We start from the raw sequence: 20,983 nt of genomic DNA, 5'->3' as shown, positions 1-20,983 counted from the left end.
TCCTCCCCTGCTCAGGCCGCGACCGGTGCCGCGAGGCACTGGGCAAGGCTTTCCAGCAGCCCCGCGCGGTCGAATTTCGCCACGTAATCAGTGAAGCCGGCCTCGCGTCCGCGCTCGACATCCTCGGGCGCGTCGCGGCTGGTCAGCGCGATCAGCGGCAGGTCGCGCCAGGCGCCCGCGTGCCGCAGGGCGCGGGCGAAGGCGAAGCCATCCATGCCCGGCATGGTGATGTCGGAGAGGATGATGTCGAAGGCGCAGCCGGCATCGCGCAGCCGGAGGGCCTCCGCCGCATCGGGCACCGCCGTCACCGCATAGCCCGCGGCACTGAGCGCCGGGACGACGAGGTTGCGGAAGAAGCCGCTGTCCTCCACCAGCAGCACCCGGTGGCCGCTGCCGGCCGTCGCGGCGCCGCCGAACCAGTCCTCGCCCGCCTCGCGCAGCCACCAGGCGGTGTCGAGCAGCTCGGTCACCCTCCCGGCGACGACGATGCTGCCGAGATAGCCCGGCCGCTCGCCGGCGCTGTCGATCGCCAGCGGCGTCTCCACGACGTCGAGGATCTCCTCGACCATCAGGCCCATGCAGCGCTCGCCATCGCCGAAGACGAGCACCGGCTGCCGCGCCGGCGCCGCCGCCGGGTCCCAGCGGCCGGACAGCGGCAGCAGCGGCATCAGCCGGCCGCGATACTGCACCAGCGGGCGACCGCCAACCTGCTCGATGCGCCCGCTCTCGACGGATTCGAGCCGCGCGACGAGGCCGAGCGGCACCGCCTTCGGCGTGGCATCGCCGGCGCGGAAGAGCAGCAGCGCCGTGCCTGCCTCGGACATCGCCCCGACCTGCGGCACCGCCTCGCGCCCGGCCTCGGCTTCGGCGGCATCGGCGCCGAGGCCGGTCGCGCGGGCGATCCCGTTCGGGTCGAGGATCATGATGACGCTGCCATCGCCGAGGATGGTGTTGCCGCCGAACATCGTCACCTGGCGCAGGATCGGCGCCACCGGCTTCACCACGATCTCCTCGGTGTCGAAGACGCGGTCGACGATGAAGCCGAAGACATGCGCGCCGACCTGGGTGACGACGACGAAGCGGCCCGCCGCTGCCTCCATTGGCCCGCCCGCCGCCTCGGCGCCGGTCCGCAGCCGCAGCAGCACGGCGAGGTCGATCAGCGGCAGCAGCCGGTCGCGCAGCCGCAGCACCGGCGCCTCCTTGATGTGCTCGATCCGCGCCGCCCCCTCGCCGCCGACCCGGACCAGCTCGACGACGCCGATCTGCGGCACGGCGAAGCGCTCGCCCCCCGCCTCGACGATGAGGGCGGAGACGATGGCGAGCGTCAGCGGGATCTTGATGACGAAGCGGGTGCCGCGGCCCTCGCGCGCCTGGATGTCGATGGTGCCGCCGATCCGCTCCATGTTGGTCTTGACCACGTCCATGCCGACGCCGCGGCCGGAGACGGCGGTGACGGCGTCGGCGGTCGAGAAGCCGGGGCGGAAGATGAAGCGCTGGATCTCGCGCTCCGGCAGGCCGGCCAGCTCGGCCTCGCTGGCCAGGCCCTGCGCCAGCGCCTTCTGGCGGATGCGCTCGGCATCCAGGCCGCGGCCGTCATCGCCGATCTCGATGACGATGTGCCCGCCCTCGTGCCGCGCATCGAGCGTGATGCGGCCGGTCTCCGGCTTGCCCGCGGCCAGCCGCTCCTCCGGCCGCTCCAGCCCATGGTCGGCGGAGTTGCGGACCATGTGGGTCAGCGGGTCCTTGATCAGCTCCAGCACCTGCCGGTCGAGCTCGGTCTCGGCGCCGCGCATCTCGAGCGCGATCCGCTTGCCGAGCTCGAGGCCGAGATCGCGCACCAGCCGCGGCAGCTTCGCCCAGGCATGGCCGATCGGCTGCATGCGCGTCTTCATCACCCCTTCCTGCAACTCGGTGGTGATGTGCGAGAGGCGCTGCAGCGGCACGGCGAAGGGGCTGTCCTCCCGGCTGCGGGCGAGCTGCAGGAGCTGGTTGCGCGTCAGCACCAGCTCGGAGACCAGCATCATCAGGTCCTCGAGCACCTCGACCGAGACCCGGATGGTCTGGGGTGGCGCGCCGCCGGCCGGCAGCCGGGACGGGTCGGGCTCGGGCGGCGGGGCGGCCGCCGGCCCCGGCCCCGGGTCGGCGCCAGGCGCGCCGTCCGCCTCGGCATCCAGCCGGGCGATCAGCGGCGCGTCCTCGCCGGGCGGCTCCTGGCCGGTGGCCTCGAGGCCGGCGACGATGCCGCGGATGGCGTCCAGCGCCGCGAGGATCAGCGAGATGCCGCCCTGCGTCACCGGCCGGCTGCCGTCGCGGTAGCGGCCGAGGAGGGTCTCCGCCGCATGCGCCACCCGCTCGAGCCGGGCGAGGCCGAGGAAGCCGCAGGTGCCCTTGATGGTGTGGACGATGCGGAAGACCTCGGCGAGCGTCGCGGCGTCCTGCGGCGCCCGCTCCAGCCGCACCAGCGCGGCATCCAGGGCGAGCAGCCCCTCGCTCGTCTCGGTCAGGAAGTCGGCCAGCAGGTCGTCCATCCGCATCCCCCGCCACGGCCTCGCCAGGCCAGCCGGGCCTGGCGACGATGCCAGGGCCCTTCGTTGCCGGAGCCGCTGCGCCCGTTCGGGCGTCGCCGCCCGGACGGGAGTTGCTCCGGCGCGCCGCGGCAACGCCGGGCGTCCCGTCAGCCTGGGGGATGCGGGCGAAGATTCCGTAAAGCGCCGGGAAAGCGCCGGGGTCGGGCGGGGCGGCGGGCGGGGCCGGAGGACGGTCAGCGCGGGCCCTGCGGCGGCTCCAGCCGCAGCGCCGGCGGCCCCGCCGCCACGGGGGTGCCGAAGCCGACCTGCCAGCCGCGTTCGGTCGCCAGCCCCAGCAGCAGCGGCGCCAGGATGCCGCGCGGCCCCTCCGGCGGCGCCGTGCCCTCGCAAAGCGCCCGCAGCCCGGCCGGCCAGGCCGCGTCGCGACCCGCCGGGCTGACGACCAGGCCGTCCTCGGCCGAGCCGGCGAGCAGCACCGTGCCGCCGCGCGGCAGGGCCTCCGCCCCGAGCAGCGCCGCGTTCAGCGCCAGCGGCACCAGCGGCGCCGGCAGGACCGAGCCCGGCGCCAGCGCGGCCAGGCGGAACTCGACCCGCCCGGCGGCGGGGGCGCCGGCGAGCAGCGCGGCGAGGTCCTCGGCCCCGAGCGCGGCCGAGACGCCACCCCAGGCGGCGGCGAAAAGACAGAGCCGCTGGCGCAAGCCGATGGCCGTCTCGCGCGCCAGGTCGAGCAGGCCGGTATCGCCCTCGCTCACGAGGTCGAGCGTGCCGGCGAGGGTGCCGACGGCGCCCCCCAGGTCATGGCACAGACGCGCGGCAAGGGCCTCGGCAAGCCTGGTTTCCGCAACCATATGCAGTTCCTGTCCGGCCTTGGGCGGCGCCGACGGCCTCCGCCGTGCCCCCCCGATCCCACCTTCCCGGCCAACCGCAAAGCGGTTCTGGTGGGATCATATCCCACCAATTTGGGCCAGAGCGTGATCGCTTGAGGCGGACTCACCGAAAAGCGTGAAACACGCGATCAAACAACGACCTAGACCATGGTCCGCGAGCCTGTGTGAGTGGAATCAGGGTGCAGAGCAGATCCTGTCCGGATGGCCTCATCCGGACAGGTGAAGATGCTCGTAAAAACAAATACCTAGAGCATTGCAGGTGAACGGAAGTTCGCAGGAAATGCTCCAGAGTGCCGAACTCCGCCCGCCGCTGTCATCATCCGTGAACCAGGAGGGGACGTGTCCAGCATCATCGAACCGGGCATGCGCGTGCGCCACCCGGAACGCCCGGACTGGGGCGAGGGCCAGGTCCAGTCGGTCATCGGCAACCGCATCACGGTCAATTTCCAGCATGCCGGCAAGCTGTTGATCAACGCGGCGCTGGTCGAGCTCAAGGTGGTGGAGGCCGACGACTGAGCCCGGCGCGGGGCAGCCCCGCGCCGGATGGGCCTGGCCAGGGACTTGCGGCGCGCGGGGGGCGGGGCCCAAATGCCTGGCAGCGCACCGAAACCCCTTGTCCTGGGAATGCTGTCCATGATCGATCCGTTCGGCCGACGGATCTCCTACCTGCGCGTTTCCGTCACCGACCGGTGTGACCTTCGCTGCGTCTATTGCATGGCGGAGGACATGACCTTCCTGCCGAAGCGGGAGGTGTTGACGCTCGAGGAGCTGGACCGGCTGTGCGGCGCCTTCATCGGCCTCGGCGTCGAGAAGATCCGGCTGACCGGCGGCGAGCCGCTGGTCCGCAAGAACGTCCTGTCGCTCTTCCGCAGCCTTGGCGCCCGACTCGGCGGGGGCGGGCTGCGCGAGCTGACCGTGACCACGAACGGCACCCAGCTCGGGGAGATGGCCGAGGGGCTGCACGCGGCCGGCGTCCGCCGGATCAACGTCTCCCTCGACACCCTCGACCCCGGCGTGTTCCGGGCCGTCACCCGCTGGGGGGCGCTGGAGAAGGTGCTGGACGGCGTCTTCGCCGCCAAGGCGGCCGGGCTCGCGGTCAAGATCAACGCCGTCGCCCTCAAGGGCGTGAACGAGGGCGAGTATGACCGCATGCTGGCCTGGTGCGGCGAGCACGGCTTCGATCTCTGCCTGATCGAGACCATGCCGATGGGCGACATCACCGGCGACCGCACCGACCAGTACCTGCCGCTGTCCCTGGTCCGGTCCCGCCTGCGCGAGCACTGGACGCTGGAGGAGAGCGACTACCGCACCGGCGGCCCGGCCCGCTACTTCACGGTGCGGGAGACCGGCGGCCGCATCGGCTTCATCACGCCGATGACCCATAATTTCTGCGAAAGCTGCAACCGCGTGCGGCTGACCTGCACCGGAACGCTGTATATGTGCCTCGGCCAGGAGGATGCGGCCGATTTCCGGGCCCTGCTCCGCGACCCCTCGGTGGACGAGGCCGGGCTGCGGGCGGCCATCGAGGCGGCGATAGCGCGCAAGCCGAAGGGACATGACTTCATCATCGACCGACGGCATAACCGACCCTCGGTCGGCCGGCACATGAGTGTGACCGGCGGTTGATCCTGCCGGGGCGGCAACCCCGGCGCCCCATGCCGAGGTGCAACGCCCATGGCCCTGCTGCAGGAACTCGCGTCGCGGCTCGCCATTCCCGGCCTGCCAGGCTGGACCGGGCTGCTCGCCCTGCTCCTGCTGCTGCTCGCCGGCCTCGCCTATCTCCTCATGCCCTTCAGCGTCTTCGGCCTGAAGGGCCGGCTGGACTCGCTCGAGGCGCAGCTCGACGAGATCCAGGCCGAGATCCGCAGCCTCTCCCTGCAGCTTTCCGGGGCGCCGCGCCACGCCGTGACCGATGACTGGGTGGAGCTGCCGCGGCGGAACCGGGTCGAGGAGGAGCCGCCGCGGGTGACGCCGCCGGTGCCGCCGCCCGCCGCCTGGCCGGACCCCGCGCGCGGCGGCCGGGCCGAGCCGCGGCTGGACTGGCCGGGCGACCGGCGGCGCTGAGGCATCGCCCGGGGCCGCCGGCGGCGGCACCGCTGGGAGCCTGGCGCCCTGGCACGGCTTGCCGCGGCGCGGCCGCCGGGGCTTGATGCGGCACCGGCGGAGGGGCTCGCATGCGCGTCAGCGTCATCCAGATGAACCAGGGCAGCGACAAGGCCGCCAATCTCGACCAGGCGCATCGGCTGGTCACGGCGGCGGTGGAGGCCGACCGGCCGGGCCTCGTCACCCTGCCTGAGACCTGGACCAATCTCGGCGGCGGCCGGGACAGCCGCCGGGCCGCGGCCGAGATCCTGCCGCCCGAGGGGTCCGGCGAGCCGGGCGGCCCGGCCTACGAGCTGCTCCGCGGCCTCGCCCGCCGGCACGGCATCCATGTTCATGGCGGCTCGATGATCGAGGATGGCGGCGAGAAGCTGTTCAACACCACCGTGGTCTTCGACCCGGCGGGCCAGGAGATCGCGCGCTACCGCAAGATCCACCTCTTCGACATCACCGGGCCGGACGGCACCGGCTACCGCGAGAGCGCCCTCTACGGCGCCGGCGACCGGCTGGTGACCTTCGCGGCCGGCGGCATCACCTTCGGCTGCACCATCTGCTACGACATCCGCTTCGCCGAGGCGTACCTGGCGCTGCGCCGGCTCGGCGCCGAGGCCATCTTCGTCCCCTCCAATTTCACCCTGCAGACCGGCAAGGACCATTGGGAGGTCCTGATGCGGGCGCGGGCGATCGAGAGCCAGTGCTGGATCCTCGCCGCCGCCTCCACCGGCCAGTATGAGGAGCGGGGCGCCGCGCGCTCGGTCTACGGCCATTCCCTGGTGGCCGATCCCTGGGGGCATGTGGTCGCCAGGGCCTCCGACGGCATCGGCTGGGCGACGGCGCGGATCGATCCCGCCCTCACCGCCCGGGTCCGCCGCGACATGCCGGTCCTGGAGCATCGCGCCGCGAGGCGCCTGGACTTCGATGCCGCCAGGCGCGCGGACTTCGATGCCGCCACGCGGCCGGACGCCCCGTGAGCCTGGCGTGAGCGACGTCCCGGTCCCCCTCCCCTTTCCGCAGCCGGTCGCCCTGCGGGCCGAGGATGTCCGCGGCCGCATCGCCTTCCACGCCGCCGCGACCGAGGCGGCGCGCGCCGCCCGGGACCGCCTCGTCGCCCGCTACGGCGAGGTGCCGCCGGAGCAGGCGGCGGCGATCGTCGCGCTCGGCGGCGATGGCGGCATGCTGGAGACGCAGCATCGCTGGCTCGGCCACAACATCCCGGTCTACGGGATGAATTGCGGCAGCGTCGGCTTCCTGATGAACGAGTACCGCGAGGAGCGGCTGGAGGAGCGGCTGGCCGAGGCGCAGGCCGCCGTGCTGCACCCGCTTCGCATGCGCGCCGCCACCGAGATCGGCGGCATCGCCGAGGCGCTGGCGATCAACGAGGTCTCGCTGCTGCGCGAGACCCGCCAGGCGGCCAAGGTGCGCATCCTGGTCGATGGCAAGGTGCGGCTGCCCGAGCTGATCTGCGACGGCGTGCTGGTGGCGACGCCGGCCGGCAGCACCGCCTACAACCTCTCGGCGCATGGGCCGATCGTGCCGCTCGGCGCCAACCTGATGCCGCTGACGCCGATCTCCGCCTTCCGGCCGCGGCGCTGGCGCGGCGCCCTGCTGCCCGGGGAGGCGGCGGTGGTGTTCGAGATCCTGGAGGCGGAGAAGCGCCCGGTCGCCGCCGTCGCCGACTATACCGAGGTGCGCGATGTCCGCCGCGTCGAGGTGCGGGAGGATCGCAGCATCGCCCTCACCCTGCTCTTCGATCCCGATCACGGGCTGAGCGAGCGGATCATCGCGGAGCAGTTCACCGTCTGATGCCAACGGCATGAATGCTTCCTTCATGCCGAGCGCCCGGATGGGCGCCGCCGGTCGCGCCGTTCGGCGTGCCTGTCGGCGCGACGCGGCGCAGCCAAGCAAACCGGCGGTTTGCACCAAGCGCCTGAGGGACCGTTGATGGGCCACCCGCAACGGCCGTTGGTGTGATCGCCCCAGCCGGCGCGTTCGCGGCTGCGGGCGGCATCGGGCGCGACCTCCGCGGACGCGACCGATTGGCGCCTGGCCCCTGCGCCGCTACGAACGGGAGGCGCCCCGGGCCCAACCGCACGCGGCCCACCGAGGCAGAGCCGCCGCCAGCCCGATGACCATGCCGCCCGCCCGCACCGCCTCCCCCGGCACCCGGCCGGACGCCGCGAAGCCCGACGGGGACCTGCGCCTCGTCCTCGGCATCGCCAGCGGCCAGATGATCGGCTGGGGGACGCTGTTCTCCGTCTTCCCCCTCTTCGGCGCGCCGATGGAGGCCGAGCTCGGCTGGTCCCGGGCCGCGATCAATGCCGGGCTGACGCTGGCCCTGCTGGTCTCGGGCATCGCCGCCATCCCGGTCGGCCGGCATGTCGACCGCCATGGCGGCCGTGGGCTGCTCGCGTTCGGCGCCTGGCTCGGCGCGGCGCTGCTCGCCCTCTGGGCGGTCACGGACAGCCTGCCGCTCTACTGGCTGCTCTGGACGACGATGGGCCTCGCCCATGCCATGGCGCTCTGGGGCCCGGCCATGGCGGTGGCGGTCGGGGCGGCGCGCGACCCCAACCGCTGCATCGCCGGCATCACCTTCATCACCGGCTTCACCGCCACGGTCTTCGTCCCGCTCGGCGCGGCGCTGATCGCGGCGCTCGGCTGGCGCGGCGCGCTGCTCGCCCTGGCGGCGCTGCAGCTCCTCCCCGGCCTCCTGGCGCTCTGGCTGTTGCCTTCGCCGCCGCCGCGCGATGCCGCGCGCCCGCCCCCGGCCTTCCGGCTGGGCCCGGCGATCCGGCAGCCGGCCTTCCTGGGCCTGGCCGCCTGCTTCGCCGCGCATGCCTTCATCAGCACCGCCCTCGGCGCGCATGCCATCCCGCTGCTGCGCGAGCGCGGCCTGCCGGAGGCGAGCGTGCTGCTCGTCGTCGCGCTGCACGGCCCCTTCCAGGTAGCGGCCCGGCTGGCGCTGTTCGGCCTCGGCCGGCGGGTGACGATGCGCGGCGTCGGCCTGCTGGCGACGCTGCTCGCGCCGCTCGGCATGCTCGTCCTGGCGCTCGCTCCGCCGGACCTGGCCTGGCTGACCCTCTATGCCCTGGCCTGGGCGGTGGCCGATGGGCTGATGACCATCGTGCGGGCGGCGGGGGTGGCGGAGATCCTCGGGCGAGAGGGCTATGGCGCCATCACCGGGGCGCTCAGCCTCGCCACCATGCCGCCGCGCACCGCGGCGCCGCTGCTGATCGCCCTGCTCTGGGAGGGGGCGGGCGGCTATGCGCCGGTGCCCTGGCTGCTGGCCGGGCTGGCGCTGCTGGCCGCCGCCGCCTTCGCCCTGGCGGCCCGGGCCCGATAGGCCGATGGGCGAGGCGGCGGAACGGACCGCCGGAGCCTAGCGGTCCCGCGCCGGGCTGCGGAGGTTGCCGCCGAGGCCGCCGCCGACATAGGGCCCGCTCGGCCCCTCTCCCGCGGCGCAGGCGGCGAGTGCGAGCAGCAGGAGGCAGGCGAGGAGGCGGGTCATGCGGCTATCCCGGGCCGTCATTGAGATGGCAGGCGGCGCGGTGGCCGGGCGCCACCTCCTGCAGGGCCGGCCGTTCCACCTGGCAGCGCGCGAAGGCATGCGGGCAGCGCGGATGGAAATGGCAACCGGGCGGCGGGGTCAGCGGCGAGGGAATCTCGCCCTTGACGCCGGAGAAGGCGCGCTTGCGGGCCTCGATCCGCGGCACCTCGGCCAGCAGGGCGCGGGTATAGGGGTGGTTGGGCCGGCGGAAGACCGCCTCGGTCGGCGCCTCCTCGACCACCCGGCCGAGATACATGATCACCACCCGGTCGGAGAGATGCTCGACCACGCCGAGATCGTGGCTGATGAACAGGTAGGTCAGGTCGAGCTCGCGCCGGAGCTTCATGAAGAGGTTGAGGATCTGCGCCTGGATCGAGACGTCGAGCGCCGCCACCGCCTCGTCGCAGATCAGGAAGTCCGGCTGCACGGCGAGCGCCCGGGCGATGCCGATGCGCTGGCGCTGGCCGCCGGAGAACTGGTGCGGGTAGCGCCGCTTCAGCGCCGGGTCGAGGCCGGCGCGGCGGAGCTGCTCGTCGACATAGGCCTCGAGCCCGGCGCGCCCGACCAGCCCGTGGTAATGCGGCGCCTCGCCGACGATCTCGGCCACCTTCAGCCGCGGGTTCAGCGAGGCATAGGGGTCCTGGAAGATCATCTGCGTGCGCAGCTTGGCCTGTCGCGCCTCCCGCCCCGAGAGGCTGCCGAGGTCGCGGCCATGCCAGTGCACGCTGCCCGCGCTCGGCGGCAGGATGCCGGCGGCCATGCGGCCGAGGGTCGACTTGCCGCAGCCGCTCTCGCCGACCAGCCCCACCACCTCGCCCTTGTGGATGCGGAGATCGACGCCGTCCACCGCATGGACGACCTCCTCCCGCACCCTGAGGCCGAGCCGCCTGGCCAGCCTGCCGGCGAAATCGAGGCTGCTGGCGAAGCGCCGGGAGACGCCGCGCAGCTCGATGATCGGCGGCGCCACCTGCGCGGCGGGACGGGGCGGCGCGACGGCCTCGCTCATGCCGCGATCGCCTCCCCATGCGGATGGATGCAGCGGGCGAAGCGGCCGGGCCGGTACTCGGCGAAGGGCGGCGGCTCGGCGCAGCGCGCCTCGGCGCGCGGGCAGCGGGCGCGGAAGGCGCAGCCCGCGGGCAGGTTCAGCAGCGAGGGCGTCATGCCGGGGATCTGCCGCAGCGGCTCGCCGCGGCGGTTGCGGCTGGGGACGCTGCCGATCAGCCCGACCGTGTAGGGGTGCAGCGGCGCGTCCAGCACCTCGGCGACCGGCCCCTGCTCCACCACCTTGCCGGCATACATCACCGCGATGTCGTCGGCGAGGCCGGCGACCACCGAGAGATCATGGGTGATCCAGATCAGCGCCGTGCCGCTCTCGGCGCAGAGCTTCTGCGCCTCGGCCAGGATCTGCCCCTGGATCGTCACGTCGAGGGCGGTGGTCGGCTCGTCCGCCACGATCAGGTCGGGCTTGTGCAGCAGGGCGATGGCGATGGCGACGCGCTGGCGCATGCCGCCCGAGAATTGGTGCGGATAGGCGCGCAGCCGCTCCTCCGGGCTCGGGATGCCGACCTGGCCGAGCGCGTCCCGCGCCCGCTGCCGCGCCTCCTCCCGGCTGACCTTCGCATGCGCCAGCACCGTCTCGATCATCTGGGTGTCGATGCGGAGCACCGGGTTCAGCGTCATCATCGGGTCCTGGAAGATCATGGCGATGCGGTTGCCGCGCAGCCGCCGCATCGCCTCCTCCGACAGGGTGGCGAGGTCCTGGCCCTGGAACAGCACCTGGCCGCCGACGATCCGGCCGGGCGGATCGACCAGGCCGAGGATGGAGAAGCCGGTGACCGACTTGCCCGAGCCGCTCTCCCCCACCAGCCCCAGCACCCGGCCGCGACCGACGGTGAAGGAGACGTCGTCCACCGCCCGGACCACGCCGGCGCGGGTGAAGAAATGCGTCCTGAGGTTCCGCACCTGCAGGGTCGGCGGGCTCACTTCTTCAGCCTCGGGTTCAGCACGTCGCGGAGCTGGTCGCCGACGAGGTTGATGGCGACGATGGTCACCAGCAGCGCGATGCCGGGATAGAAGCTGATCCAGTATTTCCCGCTCAGCATGTACTCGTAGCCATTGGCGATGAGCAGGCCGAGCGAGGGCTCGGTGATCGGCACGCCGAGGCCGAGGAAGGAGAGCGTCGCCTCCAGCGCGATGGCGCGCGCCACCTGCATGGTGCCGACGACGATCAGCGGCGGCAGGCAGTTGGGCAGCAGGTGGCGGAAGATGATGCGCCGCGTCGGCAGCGCCAGGCATTGCGCCGCCTCGATGTACTCCCGCCGCCGCTCGACCAGCGCGGTGCCGCGGACGGTGCGGGCGTAATAGGCCCATTCGACGACGACGAGGGCGATGACGACGTTGAGGACGCCCTTGCCGAGGAAGGCGAGGATCATCAGCGCCGCGAGGATGGCGGGGAAGGAGAGCTGCAGGTCGACCAGCCGCATGATCAGGCCGTCGGTGCGGCCGCCAGCATAGGCGGCGAGCATGCCGAGCGAGGCGCCGACGAGGCAGGCGAGGATCGCCGAGCCGGCGCCGACGCCGAGCGAGATGCGCAGCCCGTAGAGGATGCCCGAGAGCATGTCCCGGCCCTGGTCGTCGGTGCCGAGCCAATAGGTCATGCGGCCGTCGCCGCTCGGCGAGCCGGGCTCGAGCCGCCCATCCATGATGTCGAGCTGGGCGAGGTCGTAGGGATCCTGCGGCGCGATCCAGGGCGCGAGGAGGGCGGCGGCGGCGATGAGCAGGAAGAGGCCGAGGCCGAAGAGCGCGAGGCGGCTCTCGGCGAACTCGGCGACGAAGCGCCGGAACGGCGTCTCGACCGCCGCGGCCTGCGGCGGGCTCGTGGCCGGCGTGCCGGCCGTGGCGCTGCTCATGACTTGCCCTCCAGCCGGACCCGGGGATCGAGCAGCGAATAGGTGATGTCGACCACGAGGTTGATGGTGATGAACATCAGCACGATGATCATGAGGTAGGCGACCATCACCGGCCGATCCAGCACGTTGATGCTGTCGATGATGAGCTTGCCCATGCCGGGCCAGGCGAAGACGCTCTCGGTCACCACCGAGAAGGCGATGGTGCCGCCGAATTCCAGCCCCACCACCGTCACGACCGGGATGAGGATGTTCTTGAAGACGTGCACGAAGGTGATGCGGGCCGGCGAGAGCCCCTTGGCGCGGGCGAATTTCACGTAGTCCATCAGCATCGTCTCCCGCACCCCGGCGCGGGTGAGGCGGATGACGAGGCTGGTCTTGAACAGGCTGAGGTTGAGCGCCGGCATGACCATATGCGCCAGCCCGTCGCGCGTCAGGAAGCTCCAGCGCATGCCGAGCACGGTCACCGTCTCGCCCCGCCCGGTGCTCGGCAGCCAGCCGAGCTGCACCGCGAAGACCATGATGAGCATCAGCCCGACCCAGAAGGTGGGCAGCGAGAAGCCGAGGATGCTGCCGGCGAGGATGCCCTTGGCGACCGGCGCGTGCGGCCTGAGCCCGGCATAGAGGCCGAGCGGCAGGCCGATCACCAGCGCGACCAGCGTCGCCCCGACGGCCAGTTCCAGCGTCGCCGGCATGCGCTGCAGGATGAGCTGCAGCGCCGGCTCGTTGAAGACGAAGCTGCGGCCGAGATCGCCCTGCAGGGCCCGGCCGAGGAAGACGAGGTATTGCTGCCAGAGCGGCAGGTCGAGGCCGAGCGCCCGGATCGCCCGCTCGCGCTCGATCTGGTCGGCCTCGGGGCTGATCAGGATCTCGACCGGATCGCCGATGGCATAGACGCCGAGGAAGACCAGCAGCGACATGACCAGCACCACCGCGGCGGCCTGCAGCAGCCGGCGCAGCAGGAAGACCGTCATCGCGCCGCACCGGCCGGGCGGATGTCCTGCGCCCGCGTCAGCTCATCCGCCCGCGCGTCATGCGCCAGGCCCTTGCGCATGGCCCAGCTGTTCTTCTGGATGTGCAGCGGCAGGATGCCGACATCCTCGAAGGCCAGGCGCGTCGCCTGCTGCAGCAGCGCCTCGCGCTTCGCGTCGTCGAGCTCCTGCATCGCCGCGGCGAGCAGCCGGTCGAGCTCGGGGTTCGAATAGCGGCCGCGGTTGGAGGCGCCATAGCCCTTCTCGCGGTCGGGCGTCGCAACCAGGTTGCGGAGCGGGTTGGACCCCTCGCCGGAGCTGCTGCCCCAGCCCTGCAGGAAGACCGAGAATTCCTGCCGCCCGGCCCGGGCGACGAAGCTGGTCCAGGGCTGCGCCTCGACCGCGGTGCGCAGCCCGGCCCGCGTCCACATCTGGCCGATCGCCTGGATGATGCGGGCGTCGTTCGGATAGCGGTCGTTCGGCCCGTGCAGGGTGAGGCGGAAGCCCTGCGGGAAGCCGGCCTCGGCCAGCAGCCGCTTCGCGCCCTCGGGGTCGTAGGGGGTCGGCGCCAGGTCCGGCACATGGGAGAAGCTGCCCTCGGGCAGGAATTGCCCGGCCGGGATCACCGCGCCCTCCATCACCCGCTCGACGATGGCGCCGCGGTCGATCGCCATCGACAGCGCGCGCCGCACCCGCGGATCCTGCAGCGGGTTGCGCGGCAGCGGCCTGCCCTCGCCATCGGTGGCGAAGGGCGTGGCCTCGCGCCGCGCATGGTCGAGGGCGAGGTAGATCAGGCGCAGGCCGGTGATCTCCGACAGCGCGAGGCGGGCATCGCCGCGCAGCTTCGCCAGGTCGCTGGTCGGCACCTGGTCGATGACCTCGACATCGCCGGCGAGCAGCGCCGCGGTGCGCGCCGCGTCGTTGGTGATCATGCGGTAGGTGACGCGCTGCCAGGCCGGGCGCGCGCCGAAATAGTCGTCGTTGCGCTCGAAGGCGATGCGGTCGCCGTTGCGGTGGCTCGCCATGCGGAAGGGGCCGGTGCCGATCGCCATCGGCCCGGCATTGAAGCCTTCCGTCGTCGCCTGCGCATGCGTCTCGGCGTCGAGGATCATGACGCTGGCGAGGTCGGTCGGCATCAGCGGATAGGGCGATGCCGTCGTCAGCCGCAGGGTCAGGGGGTCGACGACCTGCACCTCGCGGATCGGCCGGGTGTAGATGGCGTAGGAGGAGGGCGAGTTCGGCACGTTCGGCACGCGCTGGAAGGTGAAGGCGACATCCTCGGCGGTGAAGGCGCTGCCGTTGTGGAAGCGCACGCCCGGACGGAGCCTGAACTCCCAGGTCGTCGCATCCACCGGGCGCCAGCCCTCCGCCAGCTCCGGGACGAGGCGGGCATGCCCGTCCGTCGCGGTCAGGCCGCTGAAGATCATCTGCGCCACGGCGGTGTTGGGCGAGAGCTGGTGGTAATGCGGATCGATGGAGGTGACCGGCGCCCCGACCGCGATCGTCAGGGTCTGGGCCCGACATGGCGTGGCGGGCGTCAACCCGCATGCCAGGATGGCGCCGCACAGCGCCGCGCGAAACCACCCGACCATGTCGCCTCCCGGAAGCCCGCAGCGGGGATGCTAGCAGCGTGCCTCTGCCGCCGAAAGGCGCAGGACCGGGGTGGCCGGTCCGGGCCCGGCCTCGCCCTGGACAGGCCTGCCCGGTTTCGCGCCAGCGCTTGCCCGATCCGCCGCCAGGGGCCGTTGCCGGCCCGGGGATGGGGCGCCGCTGGAGCAGATCCCGATCAGCTGGACTCACCCGATCGGGTGCAGATGCCCTGAAACCACACGCCTTCGCTGATTCCACCTCCGGCGATCACACCCTAGGCTCGGAGCAGCCGAGGAGACCCCGCATGCACCGCCGATCCGCCCTGCCCCTTGCCGTGGCCGCCTTGCTCGGCGCCGCCCTGCTCGGGGCCGCCGCCCCCGCCGCCGCGCAGCCAGAGGTGGTGCTGAACATCGGCATCGGCGGCGCGGTCACCTCGGTCGATCCGCATTTCTACAACGCCTCGCCGAACAACAGCCTGTCGATGCATCTCTTCGACCGGCTGGTCGAGCGCGATGCGAAGGCGCAGCCCTATCCGGGGCTGGCCGAGAGCTGGCGCGTGCTCTCCGACACGGTCTGGGAGTTCCGGCTGCGGCCCGGCATCACATGGCATGACGGCCGCGCCTTCACCGCCGACGACGTCGCCTTCACCATCGCCCGCGCGCCGAACGTGCCCGGCAGCCCGGGCGGCTTCGGCGGCTTCGTCCGCGCCATCGAGCGGGTCGAGGTGGTCGACCCGCTGACGCTCCGCTTCCACACCGCGCGGCCGCATCCGCTGCTGCCGACGGAGCTCGCCTCGGTCGCCGTCATCGCCCGGCATGCCGCCGAGGGCGCCTCGACCGAGGATTTCAACAGCGGCAAGGCGGCGATCGGCACCGGCCCCTATCGCCTGCTGGCCTACCGCCCGGGCGACCGCAGCGAACTCGCGCGCAACGAGGCCTATTTCCGCGGCCCGGAACCCTGGGCGCGGGTGAATTACCGCTTCATCGGCAATGACGGCGCCCGCACCGCGGCGCTGCTCGCCGGCGATGTCGACCTGATCGACCAGGTCCCCTCCACCGATCTCGGCCGGCTGAAGCGGGAGAGCCGGGTCACGGTCTCCGAGATCCAGGGGCTGCGGCTGATCTACCTGGCGCCCGACCGCTCGCGGCAGGGCGAGGTGCCCTTCGTCAGCGACAACGAGGGCAAGCCGCTGCCGGCGAATCCCTTCAACGACCTGCGCATCCGCCGCGCCCTGTCCATGGCGATCAACCGCGAGGCGCTGGCCGCGCGGGTGATGGAGGGGACGGCGCAGCCGAGCGGGCAATGGCTGCCCGAGGGCACCTTCGGTTACAATCCCGAGGTGAAGCCGCCCGCCTACGACCCCGAGGGCGCGAAGCGGCTGCTGGCCGAGGCCGGCTTCCCGCAGGGATTCCGCCTCACCCTGCACAGCCCGAACGACCGCTATCCGAACGATGCCAAGGCCGCCCAGGCGGTGGCGCAGATGTTCACCCGCATCGGCCTGCGCACCGAGGTCGAGGCGGTGCCCTGGGCCAGCTTCTCGCTGCGCTCCAACCGGCAGGACTACGCCCTCCGCCTGGCCGGCTGGGGCAGCGTCACCGGCGAGGCGAGCTATGCGCTGGTCAACATCCTCGGCACCTTCAACCGCGAGACGCGGCTGGGGGCGAGCAATTCCGGCCGCTATGCCAATCCCGAGCTGGATGCGCTGACGGCGCGCGCCGCCGCGACCATCGACGACACAACCCGCGAGGGCCTGCTGCGGCAGGCGGTGAAGATGGCGATGGACGACGTCGCCATCATCCCGCTCTTCCAGCTGGTGAACAGCTGGGCGCTGCGGAAGGGCCTCGCCTACGATGCGCGGATGGACGAACGCACCCTGGCGATGGCGACGCGCCCGGCGAAGTGACGTGCCCTCATTCCTCCGGGTCGGCCGGGGCCACGGGCAGGATCGAGCTCTCCTTCACCGTGGCGATGGTGAGCAGCGTCTCCACCCGCTGCACGCCGGGCAGCAGGCGCAGCTCCTCGTTCAGGAACTGGTCGAGCGCGGCGAGGTCGGGCAGGCGCAGCTTCAGCAGGTAGGTCCAGCTGCCGGTCACGGCATGGCATTCCAGCACCGCCTCCTGCCGCCGGACGGCCTTGCGGAAGCTGGCATCCTCTCGCCCCGGCGCCACGGCGGCGAGGACATGGGCGAGCAGCGGGCAGCCGACCTGGGCGGGATCGAGATCGGCCCGCCAGCCGCGGATCACCCCCCGTTCCTCGAGCCGCTTCACCCGCTCGGCCGTGGCCGAGACCGAAAGCCCGGCGACCTTGGCGAGCTCGGCCAGCCCGGCACTGCCATCGAGCTGCAGGGCGACGGTCAGGTTCCGGTCGATCTCATCCATGACGGGAGCTTAATCGTCCCGGCACGGCTTGTGAACGGAAGGATTTTGGTCCCGGCGGGGCAGGACCCCGCCTGCCCTGGCCATCGCTCATCCCGGGCGCAGGAAGCGCCGACCTGCGGCCCGCAGGGCCGGGCGCCCGAATGGGCGCCGCGGCTTGTGCCGCGCCGCCAAGCAAACCGGAGCCTCGCGCCCGGCGCTTGAGGGGCAGGACGGTGAAACCGGCCTGCGCCCCGTATCAGACGTAATGCTCGGTCAGCGGGCGGAAGCCGTTGAAGGCCTGGCTCGCATAAGTGGTGACATAGGCGCCGGTCGAAAGCAGCTCGATCCGGTCGCCGCTCTCGAGCGCCAGCGGCAGCCGGTAGTTCGACTTCTCGTAGAGCGTGTCGGTGCTGTCGCAGGTCGGCCCGGCGATGGTCACCGGCCCGTCCGCATCGCCGTCATGCGGCGTGCGGAAGGCGTATTTGATCGCCTCGCCCTCGGTCTCGGCCAGGCCGCCGAAGCGGCCGATATCGAGATAGACCCAGCGCACCGGATCGTCCTCGGCCTTGCGGGAGACCAGCACCACCTCGGCCGAGACGATGCCGGCATCGCCGACGATGAAGCGGCCCGGCTCGATCACCAGCTCCGGCAGCGCATTGCCGAAGGCGCGCGCCATGGCGCCCATGATGGCGTCGCCGATCGCGTCGATCGCGGGCACCTCGGAGCGGTAGCGCACCGGGTAGCCGCCGCCGAGATTGACCATGCGGAGATTCACGCCCGCCTCGCGCAGATCGGTGAAGAGCATGCCGACGCGGGCGATCGCCGCCTCATAGGCCGCGGTGCGGGTCTGCTGGCTGCCGACATGGAAGGAGATGCCGTAGGGGTCGAGGCCGAGCCGCCCGGCCTGCACCATCAGCGCCTTGGCCATCTCGACCTCGCAGCCGAATTTGCGGCTGAGCGGCCATTCCGCCCCGTCATTGCCAACCAGGATGCGGCAATAGACGCGCGCGCCCGGGGCGCTGCGGGCGAGCTTCAGCAGCTCCGGCTCGGAATCGAAGGCGAACATGCGCACGCCGGCCGCATAGGCGGCGCGGATGGCGCTCTCCTTCTTCACCGTGTTGCCGAAGGAGATCGCCTCCGGCCGCGCCCCGGCGGCGAGGCAGGCCTCGACCTCCTCGAGGCTGGCGGCATCGAAGGAGGAGCCGAGCCCGACCAGGCGCGTCAGCACCGGCACCGCCGGATTGGCCTTCACGGCATAGTAGACGCGGGCCAGGGGCATCGCCGCCATCAACCGGCGATAGTTTTCCTCGACGCGATCCACGTCGAGGACGAGGCATGGGGTAGCGGGCGCGACGTCGCGCAGATAGCGGGCGACCTTCGGGGTCATGCCTCACCCTCCAAAAACGGACAGGACCGCCCCGGAAAGGGTTGCGCGGCCCCAAGTTGACGAAACGGTCGAACGAACCAGCGACCAAAGGAGCCACCCGGCTTGCGTCCCTGGCGGGATGGGCCGGATGGGGTTGCCAGAACGCTTGACGTCGTTGCGTAAACCTTGCGCCGCGGTGATCCCTAAGCGGGCGCCGTTGTGGAGGAGCGCCGGGATTCCGTGGGCCTGGGGCCAGAGGCACGTGCGTACTGCGTCTGGCGCCGCATATAAGCGTCGCCCCCAGGGCTGCAAAGCGAAAAAGCGCCGCCAGCCGGATATTTTTCCAGGAACCATCGCTGCCGGCCGGAATCTCCCCCGGGGCGGCGCTTGCCCTCAGGCTGAAAGCCCTGCGGGAGGCCCTTGCGGCCGGGAATTCACCGGCCAGGGCGAAGCGCCGATTCGGCAGCGGCAACGGCGCCGGCCGGAGCGGCGGCGCCGGAACGCCTCCGCCTCCCCGGCGGGAGATCCCGCCGGGGTGGGGAAGGCAAGCCAGGATATGGATTGCGACAGCTGGGCAGGGAGGCGCGGCGCCGCGGCCGCGCCGCTCCTCAGCGGGTGATCAGCCCGCTCTGCAACGGGCTCGAGGGATCGGCGGCGTATTGCCGCGGCATCCGCCCGGCCAGGAAGGCATGCCGCCCGGCCTCCACCGCCGCCTTCATCGCCCGGGCCATGCGCACCGGGTCCCGGGCATGGGCAATGGCGCTGTTCATCAGCACCGCGTCGCAGCCGAGCTCCATGGCGAAGGCGGCGTCGCTCGCGGTGCCGACGCCGGCATCGACCAGCACCGGCACCTTGGCGTTCTCGATGATCGCCCGGATCATGACCGGGTTCTGGATGCCGAGGCCGGAGCCGATCGGCGCGCCGAGCGGCATGACCGCGACCGCCCCCATCTCCTCGAGACGCTTGGCGGCGATCGGGTCGTCCGAGCAATAGACCATCACCTGGAACCCATCCCGCAGCAGCGCCTCCAGAGCCTCGAAGGTCGCGCGCATGTCCGGGTAGAGGAAGGGCGGCGGCCCGAGCACCTCGAGCTTCACCAGGTTCCAGCCGCCGGCCTCCCGCGCCAGGCGCAGGGTGCGCACCGCATCCTGGGCGGTGAAGCAGCCGGCGGTGTTGGGCAGGTAGGTGTAGCGCTTGGGGTCGACGTAATCCTGCAGCATCGGCGCCTTCGGATCGCCGAGATTGACCCGCCGCACCGCGACGGTGACGATCTCGGCGCCCGAGGCCTCGATGGCCCGGCCCGTCTCCTCCAGGTCCTTGTAGCGACCGGTGCCGACGATCAACCGGGAGCGGAAGCGCAGGCCGGCCACCTCCCAGGCGTCGTCCTGGGCCGCCGTCCCCGTCGGGATGCCATCCATGTTCAGCCTCCGCCGATGAAATGCACGATCTCCAGCCGGTCGCCGGCGGTCAGGGCCGTCGCGGCATAGGTGGAGCGGGGCACGATCTCGAGGTTGCGCTCGACCGCCACCTTGCGCGTGTCGAGGCCGATCCGCGCCAGCAGGTCGGCCACCGTGGCGGGGCCGGGGATCTCCCGCGGCTCGCCATTCACCATGATGGAAATCCTATCCTCCATGGGCACGAAGATGGCGAAGCCGGGGCCCGCCGACAAGGCGGCGGGGCGCTCCGGGCATCCCGCCGCTTGCGGCGCGAAAACCCCCCGTGCTAGCCCCGCTCTCCTCCCCGACAGGACACCCTGCCGTGAACCCGCCGCTCATTGCCGTCCTGAACGGCCCGAACCTGAACATGCTCGGCACGCGCGAGCCGGAGAAATACGGCCATGCGACCCTCGACGACGTCGAGGCCCTCTGCGCCGAGACGGCCGAGGGGCTGGGGCTGGCGATCGATTTCCGCCAGACCAATGGCGAGGGCGAGCTGATCACCTGGGTCCAGGAATGCCGCGGCCGGGCGGCGGGGATCGTCATCAACCCGGCGGGCTACACCACCACCTCCATCGCCCTCCTCGACGCCCTGCTGGCCGTCGGCCTGCCGGTGATCGAGGTGCACATCACCAACATCCATCGCCGGGAGGAATTCCGGCACCACAGCTATGTGTCGAAGGCGGCAACCGGCGTCATCGCCGGCCTCGGCATCCGGGGCTACGCCCTGGCGCTGCAGGCCATGGCGGGGCTGGTCGAGGACGCCGAGGACCCGGACGACGACGAATGAGCAATGGCATCCAGTTCGATCCCGAGGCGATCCGCGCCCTGGCGCAGATCCTCAAGGACACCGACCTGACGGAGATCGAGCTGGTCGAGAAGGACAGCCGGATCCGGGTGGCGCGCACCCTGCCGCCGGCGCCGGCGATGCAGATGGCCTGGCCCGCCGGCCTGCCGCAGGCCGCGCCCGCCCCGGCGGCGCCCGCTGCCATGGCCTCCCCGGCGCCGGCGGCCGAGGAGAGCATCGACCTCGCCAAGCATCCGGGGCTGGTCGCCTCGCCCATGGTTGGCGTCGCCTATCTGGCGCCGGAGCCGGGGCAGCCCCCCTTCGTCGCGCTCGGGAGCCGGGTGACGCAGGGCCAGACCCTGCTCCTCGTCGAGGCGATGAAGACCTTCAACCAGATCAAGGCGCCGCGCGCCGGCACCGTGACGCGCATCCTGATCGAGACCGGCACGCCCGTGGAATATGGCGAGCCGCTGATGATCGTCGAATGATGCCGTCCGGCGGGCGGATGCGC

At 72.2% G+C, this 20,983-nt stretch carries 21 protein-coding genes; 9 read left to right on the top strand and 12 right to left on the bottom strand.

What is annotated here, in order from left to right; genetic code table 11:
- Positions 1–11: 11 nt before the first annotated feature.
- Together DOO78_RS12955 and DOO78_RS12950 are read right to left on the bottom strand one after the other, a co-directional pair.
- Positions 12–2,528, bottom strand: a complete 2,517-nt coding sequence (locus tag DOO78_RS12955) for a hybrid sensor histidine kinase/response regulator (protein ID WP_111470211.1) — start codon at positions 2,526–2,528, stop codon at positions 12–14.
- 233 nt (positions 2,529–2,761) lie between these two features.
- Positions 2,762–3,376 carry a histidine phosphotransferase family protein gene (locus DOO78_RS12950; protein ID WP_111470210.1) on the bottom strand — a complete coding sequence of 205 codons (615 nt, stop codon included), beginning with the start codon at positions 3,374–3,376 and terminating at the stop codon, positions 2,762–2,764.
- Between the two features lie 378 nt (positions 3,377–3,754).
- On the opposite strand from DOO78_RS12950, the gene DOO78_RS12945 reads away from it, so the two are divergent.
- From DOO78_RS12945 to DOO78_RS12920, 6 genes are all read left to right on the top strand, one after another.
- On the top strand, positions 3,755–3,931 hold the full coding sequence (locus DOO78_RS12945) for a DUF3553 domain-containing protein (RefSeq protein WP_243634530.1): 177 nt from the start codon (positions 3,755–3,757) through the stop codon (positions 3,929–3,931).
- 117 nt (positions 3,932–4,048) lie between these two features.
- Complete coding sequence (moaA, locus tag DOO78_RS12940) at positions 4,049–5,041, top strand: GTP 3',8-cyclase MoaA (RefSeq protein WP_111470209.1); 993 nt, start codon at positions 4,049–4,051, stop codon at positions 5,039–5,041.
- 48 nt (positions 5,042–5,089) lie between these two features.
- Entirely contained in the window at positions 5,090–5,479 is a 390-nt protein-coding gene (locus tag DOO78_RS12935; protein ID WP_111470208.1) for a hypothetical protein, read from the top strand.
- A 110-nt stretch (positions 5,480–5,589) separates the two neighbouring features.
- Entirely contained in the window at positions 5,590–6,486 is an 897-nt protein-coding gene (locus DOO78_RS12930; RefSeq protein WP_111470207.1) for a carbon-nitrogen hydrolase family protein, read from the top strand.
- Between the two features lie 52 nt (positions 6,487–6,538).
- Entirely contained in the window at positions 6,539–7,318 is a 780-nt protein-coding gene (locus DOO78_RS12925) for an NAD kinase (RefSeq protein ID WP_243634534.1), read from the top strand.
- Positions 7,319–7,646: 328 nt separating this feature from the next.
- Complete coding sequence (locus DOO78_RS12920; RefSeq protein WP_165838871.1) at positions 7,647–8,855, top strand: MFS transporter; 1,209 nt, start codon at positions 7,647–7,649, stop codon at positions 8,853–8,855.
- Positions 8,856–8,891: 36 nt separating this feature from the next.
- Here the strand turns inward: DOO78_RS12920 and DOO78_RS28430 are convergent, their stop codons facing one another.
- The 6 genes from DOO78_RS28430 to DOO78_RS12895 are packed head-to-tail and all read right to left on the bottom strand — an operon-like array spanning position 8,892 to position 14,528.
- Positions 8,892–9,020, bottom strand: coding sequence for a hypothetical protein (locus DOO78_RS28430; RefSeq protein ID WP_279387803.1), 129 nt, complete (start codon positions 9,018–9,020; stop codon positions 8,892–8,894).
- Positions 9,021–9,024: 4 nt separating this feature from the next.
- A complete protein-coding gene (locus DOO78_RS12915) occupies positions 9,025–10,065 on the bottom strand; it encodes an ABC transporter ATP-binding protein (RefSeq protein ID WP_111470204.1) in 1,041 nt (346 codons plus the stop codon).
- Positions 10,062–11,042 carry an ABC transporter ATP-binding protein gene (locus DOO78_RS12910; protein WP_111470203.1) on the bottom strand — a complete coding sequence of 327 codons (981 nt, stop codon included), beginning with the start codon at positions 11,040–11,042 and terminating at the stop codon, positions 10,062–10,064. The genes DOO78_RS12915 and DOO78_RS12910 overlap by 4 nt, the downstream gene beginning before the upstream one ends.
- Entirely contained in the window at positions 11,039–11,968 is a 930-nt protein-coding gene (locus DOO78_RS12905; RefSeq protein WP_111470202.1) for an ABC transporter permease, read from the bottom strand. Before DOO78_RS12905 ends, DOO78_RS12910 begins: the two co-directional genes overlap by 4 nt.
- On the bottom strand, positions 11,965–12,939 hold the full coding sequence (locus DOO78_RS12900; protein WP_111470201.1) for an ABC transporter permease: 975 nt from the start codon (positions 12,937–12,939) through the stop codon (positions 11,965–11,967). Before DOO78_RS12900 ends, DOO78_RS12905 begins: the two co-directional genes overlap by 4 nt.
- Positions 12,936–14,528, bottom strand: a complete 1,593-nt coding sequence (locus DOO78_RS12895) for an ABC transporter substrate-binding protein (protein ID WP_111470200.1) — start codon at positions 14,526–14,528, stop codon at positions 12,936–12,938. The genes DOO78_RS12900 and DOO78_RS12895 overlap by 4 nt, the downstream gene beginning before the upstream one ends.
- Positions 14,529–14,830: 302 nt before the next feature.
- Here DOO78_RS12895 and DOO78_RS12890 point away from each other — a divergent pair, with 302 nt between their 5' ends.
- Complete coding sequence (locus tag DOO78_RS12890; protein ID WP_111470199.1) at positions 14,831–16,429, top strand: ABC transporter substrate-binding protein; 1,599 nt, start codon at positions 14,831–14,833, stop codon at positions 16,427–16,429.
- 7 nt (positions 16,430–16,436) lie between these two features.
- Here the strand turns inward: DOO78_RS12890 and DOO78_RS12885 are convergent, their stop codons facing one another.
- The 4 genes from DOO78_RS12885 to thiS form a co-directional block, all read right to left on the bottom strand.
- The gene (locus DOO78_RS12885) at positions 16,437–16,904 is read right to left on the bottom strand and encodes an Lrp/AsnC family transcriptional regulator (protein WP_111470198.1); all 468 of its coding nucleotides are present in this window, start codon (positions 16,902–16,904) and stop codon (positions 16,437–16,439) included.
- Between the two features lie 235 nt (positions 16,905–17,139).
- Positions 17,140–18,270 carry a type III PLP-dependent enzyme gene (locus DOO78_RS12880; RefSeq protein WP_111470197.1) on the bottom strand — a complete coding sequence of 377 codons (1,131 nt, stop codon included), beginning with the start codon at positions 18,268–18,270 and terminating at the stop codon, positions 17,140–17,142.
- A 587-nt stretch (positions 18,271–18,857) separates the two neighbouring features.
- Entirely contained in the window at positions 18,858–19,667 is an 810-nt protein-coding gene (locus tag DOO78_RS12875; RefSeq protein ID WP_111470196.1) for a thiazole synthase, read from the bottom strand.
- Between the two features lie 2 nt (positions 19,668–19,669).
- Entirely contained in the window at positions 19,670–19,882 is a 213-nt protein-coding gene (gene thiS / locus DOO78_RS28640) for a sulfur carrier protein ThiS (RefSeq protein WP_243634529.1), read from the bottom strand.
- Positions 19,883–20,007: 125 nt separating this feature from the next.
- Between thiS and aroQ the strand changes: the two genes are divergently transcribed.
- Together aroQ and accB are read left to right on the top strand one after the other, a co-directional pair.
- Positions 20,008–20,475 (top strand): type II 3-dehydroquinate dehydratase, encoded by a 468-nt coding sequence (aroQ, locus tag DOO78_RS12865; protein ID WP_111470195.1) that lies wholly within the window; start codon positions 20,008–20,010, stop codon positions 20,473–20,475.
- Positions 20,472–20,960: an acetyl-CoA carboxylase biotin carboxyl carrier protein gene (gene accB, locus DOO78_RS12860; protein WP_111470194.1), complete on the top strand. Its 489-nt coding sequence runs from the start codon at positions 20,472–20,474 to the stop codon at positions 20,958–20,960. The genes aroQ and accB overlap by 4 nt, the downstream gene beginning before the upstream one ends.
- Positions 20,961–20,983 lie beyond the last annotated feature (23 nt).

Origin of the sequence: Roseicella frigidaeris (genome assembly GCF_003258945.1) — a bacterium.
In the GTDB taxonomy this organism is placed as follows: domain Bacteria; phylum Pseudomonadota; class Alphaproteobacteria; order Acetobacterales; family Acetobacteraceae; genus Paracraurococcus; species Paracraurococcus frigidaeris.
Note: the sequence above shows the minus strand (reverse complement) of the source record. Positions and strands in the feature narration are given on the sequence as shown.

Excerpts from the sequence above, each read along its gene's own strand:
- DOO78_RS12890 (WP_111470199.1), top strand. The coding sequence starts at position 14,831 with ATGCACCGCCGATCCGCCCTGCCCCTTGCCGTGGCCGCCTTGCTCGGC.
- DOO78_RS12930 (WP_111470207.1), top strand. The coding sequence starts at position 5,590 with ATGCGCGTCAGCGTCATCCAGATGAACCAGGGCAGCGACAAGGCCGCC.
- DOO78_RS12905 (WP_111470202.1), bottom strand. The coding sequence starts at position 11,968 with ATGAGCAGCGCCACGGCCGGCACGCCGGCCACGAGCCCGCCGCAGGCC.
- DOO78_RS12900 (WP_111470201.1), bottom strand. The coding sequence starts at position 12,939 with ATGACGGTCTTCCTGCTGCGCCGGCTGCTGCAGGCCGCCGCGGTGGTG.
- DOO78_RS12935 (WP_111470208.1), top strand. The coding sequence starts at position 5,090 with ATGGCCCTGCTGCAGGAACTCGCGTCGCGGCTCGCCATTCCCGGCCTG.
- DOO78_RS12885 (WP_111470198.1), bottom strand. The coding sequence starts at position 16,904 with ATGGATGAGATCGACCGGAACCTGACCGTCGCCCTGCAGCTCGATGGC.
- DOO78_RS12955 (WP_111470211.1), bottom strand. The coding sequence starts at position 2,528 with ATGGACGACCTGCTGGCCGACTTCCTGACCGAGACGAGCGAGGGGCTG.
- accB (WP_111470194.1), top strand. The coding sequence starts at position 20,472 with ATGAGCAATGGCATCCAGTTCGATCCCGAGGCGATCCGCGCCCTGGCG.
- DOO78_RS12880 (WP_111470197.1), bottom strand. The coding sequence starts at position 18,270 with ATGACCCCGAAGGTCGCCCGCTATCTGCGCGACGTCGCGCCCGCTACC.
- moaA (WP_111470209.1), top strand. The coding sequence starts at position 4,049 with ATGATCGATCCGTTCGGCCGACGGATCTCCTACCTGCGCGTTTCCGTC.
- DOO78_RS28430 (WP_279387803.1), bottom strand. The coding sequence starts at position 9,020 with ATGACCCGCCTCCTCGCCTGCCTCCTGCTGCTCGCACTCGCCGCCTGC.
- DOO78_RS12915 (WP_111470204.1), bottom strand. The coding sequence starts at position 10,065 with ATGAGCGAGGCCGTCGCGCCGCCCCGTCCCGCCGCGCAGGTGGCGCCG.
- DOO78_RS12950 (WP_111470210.1), bottom strand. The coding sequence starts at position 3,376 with ATGGTTGCGGAAACCAGGCTTGCCGAGGCCCTTGCCGCGCGTCTGTGC.
- DOO78_RS12875 (WP_111470196.1), bottom strand. The coding sequence starts at position 19,667 with ATGGATGGCATCCCGACGGGGACGGCGGCCCAGGACGACGCCTGGGAG.
- DOO78_RS12920 (WP_165838871.1), top strand. The coding sequence starts at position 7,647 with ATGCCGCCCGCCCGCACCGCCTCCCCCGGCACCCGGCCGGACGCCGCG.
- DOO78_RS12895 (WP_111470200.1), bottom strand. The coding sequence starts at position 14,528 with ATGGTCGGGTGGTTTCGCGCGGCGCTGTGCGGCGCCATCCTGGCATGC.
- thiS (WP_243634529.1), bottom strand. The coding sequence starts at position 19,882 with ATGGAGGATAGGATTTCCATCATGGTGAATGGCGAGCCGCGGGAGATC.